Source organism: Streptomyces sp. NPDC000941 (assembly GCF_053599555.1).
Genome location: NZ_JBSFMM010000425.1, coordinates 1 through 4,415 on the forward strand (window position 1 = coordinate 1; position 4,415 = coordinate 4,415).

At 74.8% G+C, this 4,415-nt stretch carries 3 protein-coding genes; 2 read left to right on the forward strand and 1 reads right to left on the reverse strand.

Features of this window, described 5'->3' with window-relative positions; genetic code table 11:
* The coding region (locus ACWDSL_RS52125) for an FHA domain-containing protein (protein ID WP_450496649.1) at window positions 1-985 on the reverse strand (985 nt) is incomplete at its 3' end.
* Window positions 986-1,542: 557 nt separating this feature from the next.
* Here ACWDSL_RS52125 and ACWDSL_RS52130 point away from each other — a divergent pair.
* Both ACWDSL_RS52130 and ACWDSL_RS52135 read left to right on the forward strand, forming a co-directional pair.
* The gene (locus tag ACWDSL_RS52130) at window positions 1,543-3,264 is read left to right on the forward strand and encodes a serine/threonine-protein kinase (protein WP_450496651.1); all 1,722 of its coding nucleotides are present in this window, start codon (window positions 1,543-1,545) and stop codon (window positions 3,262-3,264) included.
* Window positions 3,265-3,455: 191 nt separating this feature from the next.
* On the forward strand, window positions 3,456-4,415 hold a 960-nt coding region (locus ACWDSL_RS52135; RefSeq protein ID WP_450496653.1), incomplete at its 3' end, for a serine/threonine-protein kinase.

Below are 4,415 nucleotides of genomic sequence, written 5' to 3' on the forward strand. Positions count from 1 at the left end.
GCTCTTCCATCTGGCCCGTCATGCCGCCGCGCGCGGCCGGGCCGGCGCCCGGCGCGGGGCGCCCGGCGCGGTCGCGGCCGTCCTGGGCCGCGTATGGCTCGAAAGCGTCCCCGGCCGTCGTGGGGCGGCCGGACATCCCGCCGTGCCCGGCGGAGGCCCGCTCGGCGCGGAGCCAGTCGCCCTGGCCCGTCGTGGTGGCCGCGGGGGCGTGGGACGGGGCTTCGGGGGCCGCGCCCGGGTGCGCCTCCGGGACGACCCGTAGGTGGCCCTCGCCGTCCGGGTGGGCCGGAAGGCGCTCGGGCGGGGCGGGGGAGGGGGACGGGGTGTGCAGCCGCAGGGCGGATTCGCCGATGCGCAGCAGGGCGCCCGGAGGCAGGGGGACGGCGTGGGGGCCGACGGGTGCGCCGCCGACCGCCGTGCCGTTCGTCGAGCCGAGGTCGGTGACGGTGACCCGGCCGTCGTCGGCGACCGTCACCGCGCAGTGCAGCCGGGACACATCGGGGTCGTCGAGGGGGACGTCCGCGTCGGCGGAGCGGCCGATGCGGACCTGGCCGCCGTGCAGCAGATGGACGCCGCCCGCGTCGGGCCCCGCCACCACGTCGAGCCGGACGGTCGCGTCCGGTGCCGCGGCCTCCGGCAGGCCCGGGTAGCCGGGGTAACCGGGATAGCGGTCGGGGTCCGCCGGGCCGTTCAGCGCGAGGACCGCGCCGTCCACCAGGGGCGGCTCGCCGACCGCGCAGCGCTGTGCGTCAAGCCGCTCGGCCCCCACGTACAGCACGGCGCCGCCGCTGCCGCCCGCGTCGCAGCCGGAGGCGGCGAGGGCGGCGGCCAGCCCGCCGGCCACCGAAGCGAGGGCGGTGCCGGCCGGGGCGGTCACCAGCACATCCACGGTGCAGGGTCCGGTGTGAGCGTGGCCGGGCACGGCCTGGCCCGGACGGCTCGGGTGGGCGCTGCGCGGCCCGAGGACGGTCAGCCGAATCTGCATAGCCGTCAACGGTCCCTTCTGTCCGGGGGGCCGGGCAGGGGCGCCGTTTCCCCCCACCGCCCCCAGGCGCGTCGGCACGTACAAGCTCCGTCAAGCTCCGTACGGGCGCACGAGCACGCGCGTACGGGCACGGCGCGCGGGGGTCCCCCCGGCTCCCCACCGCATCCGTGCTGCCTGCATCCTCGCACCTGCCACTGACATTCCGCCCGCCGACCGTCGCTTCATGATCTTGATTGGTCGGCTGACTGGCCGAAAGTGGTTGATTGTGACTGGGTGGCTGTCTGTCGGTTGTCCTTTGTGGCATCGGATGGCGTCGAATGCTACGGATCCGCCCGACCTTGGCAACCATCTGTCCGGATCGTGCGTCTTCCCCGCAAGCCGTGCTCTGCGCGGCTCATCCGCGGCTCATCCGCGGCTCGTACGGAGATCAGTACGGCATGTCGTACGGCCCCACTACAGTGGGGCCGACGCAGGCGATGTCGGCGACATGAACAACCAGCTGTCGGCAGGACGCAGACAACGCAGACAACATGGACCACGACCAGGGAGCGCATGACGTGCGGCCGGTAGGCAGCAAGTACCTGCTCGAGGAGCCGCTCGGACGCGGAGCCACGGGCACCGTCTGGCGAGCCCGCCAGCGGGAGGCGGCAGGCTCCGAGGCCGCCGTGGCCGGGCAGCCCGGCGAGACCGTCGCGATCAAGGTCCTCAAGGAAGAGCTGGCAAACGACGCGGAGATCGTGATGCGCTTCCTGCGCGAGCGCTCCGTGCTGCTGCGGCTCACCCACCCCAACATCGTCCGCACTCGCGACCTGGTCGTCGAGGGCGATCTGCTCGCCCTGGTCATGGACCTGATCGACGGCCCGGACCTGCACAACTACCTGCGTAGCAACGGCCCGTTCACCCCCGTGGCCGCCGCCCTGCTGATGGCCCAGATCGCCGACGCGCTCGCCGCCAGCCACGCGGACGGCGTTGTGCACCGCGACCTCAAACCCGCCAACGTGCTGCTGGCCGGCACGGGCGAGGGCGAGGAGATGCACCCGATGCTGACCGACTTCGGCATCGCGCGCCTCGCGGACTCGCCGGGCCTCACCCGCACCCATGAGTTCGTCGGCACGCCCGCGTATGTGGCACCGGAGTCCGCCGAGGGCCGCCCGCAGACCTCCGCGGTGGACATCTACGGCGCCGGGATCATGCTGTACGAGCTGGTCACCGGCCGTCCGCCGTTCGCGGGCAACACGGCGCTCGAGGTGCTGCACCGGCATCTGAGCGAGGAGCCGCGCCGCCCCACCACCGTGCCCGAGCCCCTGTGGACGGTCATAGAGCGCTGTCTGCGCAAGAGCCCGGAGGACCGGCCCAGCGCCGAGAGCCTGGCCCGCGGGCTGCGCGTGGTCGCCGCGGGCGTCGGGGTGCACGCCACGCCCGCGCAGGCCGAGGCCGCGCTCGGCGTCGGCGCGCTGCTCGCCCCGGACCCGGCGCCCGCCCCGGTGCCGAACGCCGACCCCGGGGGCGCCGCCGACCCGACCCAGGTGCTCCCGTCCAACGCGTCGGGCGCCTTCGACCCCGCCGCGGCCACCAGCGTGCTGCCCCAGACCGGCGGACCGGGCGGCGGCCCCGGCGGCGGTGCGAACGCCGACCCCACCCAGGTGCTGCCCGCCGGCTCCGGCCCGGCCTCCGGCGCCGACCCGACCCGCGCGATGCCGCCCGTGCCGCCCGGCCAGGGTCCGGACGATCCGCACCCCTGGCAGAACCAGCTGCGCGCGGCCCGCGACCGCAACGAGCAGACGCAGGTCCAGTACCTCGACCCGAGCCAGGACCCGCTGCGCCGCCGCCCCCAGCGCCGCCCCGCCCCGCAGCAGCCGCCGCAGTACCAGCAGCCCCAGCAGTACCAGCCGCAGCAGCCCCAGCAGCCGCCGCGCAGGCAGCAGAGGCGCCAGCAGCCGCCCCCGTACGCCCAGCAGCAGCCCCAGAACTACGCCCCGGCGCCGCACCACCCCCAGCAGCCGCAGCCCCAGCGCTACGCGCCGCCGCCCCAGCAGCCGCAGCAGCCCGAGCCGCGCCAGCCCCGGCAGCGCAGCTCCAGCCCGATGAAGATCCCCGGTATGGGGTGCCTCAAGGGCTGTCTGTTCGTGATCGTGATCCTGATCGTGGGCTCCTGGCTGATCTGGGAGCTGACCCCGCTCAAGGACTGGGTCGCCGAGGGCAAGAGCTACTGGGACGCGGTCACCGACTGGATCACCGAGGTGAAGGACTGGATCTCCAAGCTCGGCGGGCCCAGCTGACCCAGCTGACCCAGCCCCAAGTACGGCGCGGGGCCCGCGCCCAAGGGCCCCGCCACTAAGGGGATTTGTCGACATCTGAAGGGTGTTTTCCGCGCAGAAGCGGACAGTTGGCGCTGTCCGAGGCCCCCAACCTGCCGGTAGCCGCGTAGCTTTGTCGCCAACGTGCCCCTGTCGGAGGAGTCGGAGCAGTCTTGTCACGGAAGATCGGCAGCCGGTACACCGCCAACCAGGTCCTGGGCCGCGGCAGTGCCGGCACGGTGTGGCTGGGCGAGGGTCCCGAGGGCCCGGTCGCCATCAAGCTCCTGCACGAGGAGCTCTCCTCCGACCAGGAGCTCGTCGGCCGCTTCGTACAGGAGCGCACCGCGCTGCTGAGCCTGGACCACCCCCGGGTGGTCGGCGTACGCGACCTCGTCGTCGACGGAAACGACCTGGCCCTGGTCATGGACCTGGTGCGCGGCACCGATCTGCGCACCCGGCTCGACCGCGAGCGGCGGCTGGCCCCCGAGGCGGCGGTCGCCATCGCCGCGGACATCGCCGACGCCCTGGCCGCGGCCCACGCGGCCGGGATCGTGCACCGCGACGTCAAGCCGGAGAACGTCCTGCTGGACATGCAGGGTCCGCTCGGCCCCGGTGGCTCCCACCCGGCCCTGCTCACCGACTTCGGTGTGGCCCGGCTCGTCGACGCGCCGCGCCGGGTGCGCCCGCAGGGCACCGCCCAGGGCCGGGTCCAGAACCCGCGCAGCGTCATCGGCACCCCGGACTATCTCGCCCCCGAGATCGTCGAGGGGCTGCCGCCGCGGGCCAGCGTGGACGTGTACGCCCTCGCCACCGTCCTGTACGAGCTCCTGGCGGGCTTCACTCCCTTCGGCGGCGGCCACCCCGGCGCGATCCTGCGCCGCCATGTGACGGAGACCGTCGCGCCGCTGCCCGGCATCCCCGACGAGCTGTGGCAGCTGCTGCTCCAGTGCCTCGCCAAGGCGCCCGCCTCCCGGCTGCGCGCCTCCGAGCTGGCGGCCCGGCTGCACGAGCTGCTGCCGTCGCTGGCCGGCTACCCGCCGCTTGACATCGACGAGCCCGACGAGCCCGGGGCCGAGCCGGAGGGCCGGTACGACGAGGCGCCGACGCCGCACCGCGGCGCCCCCGCCGCCGAG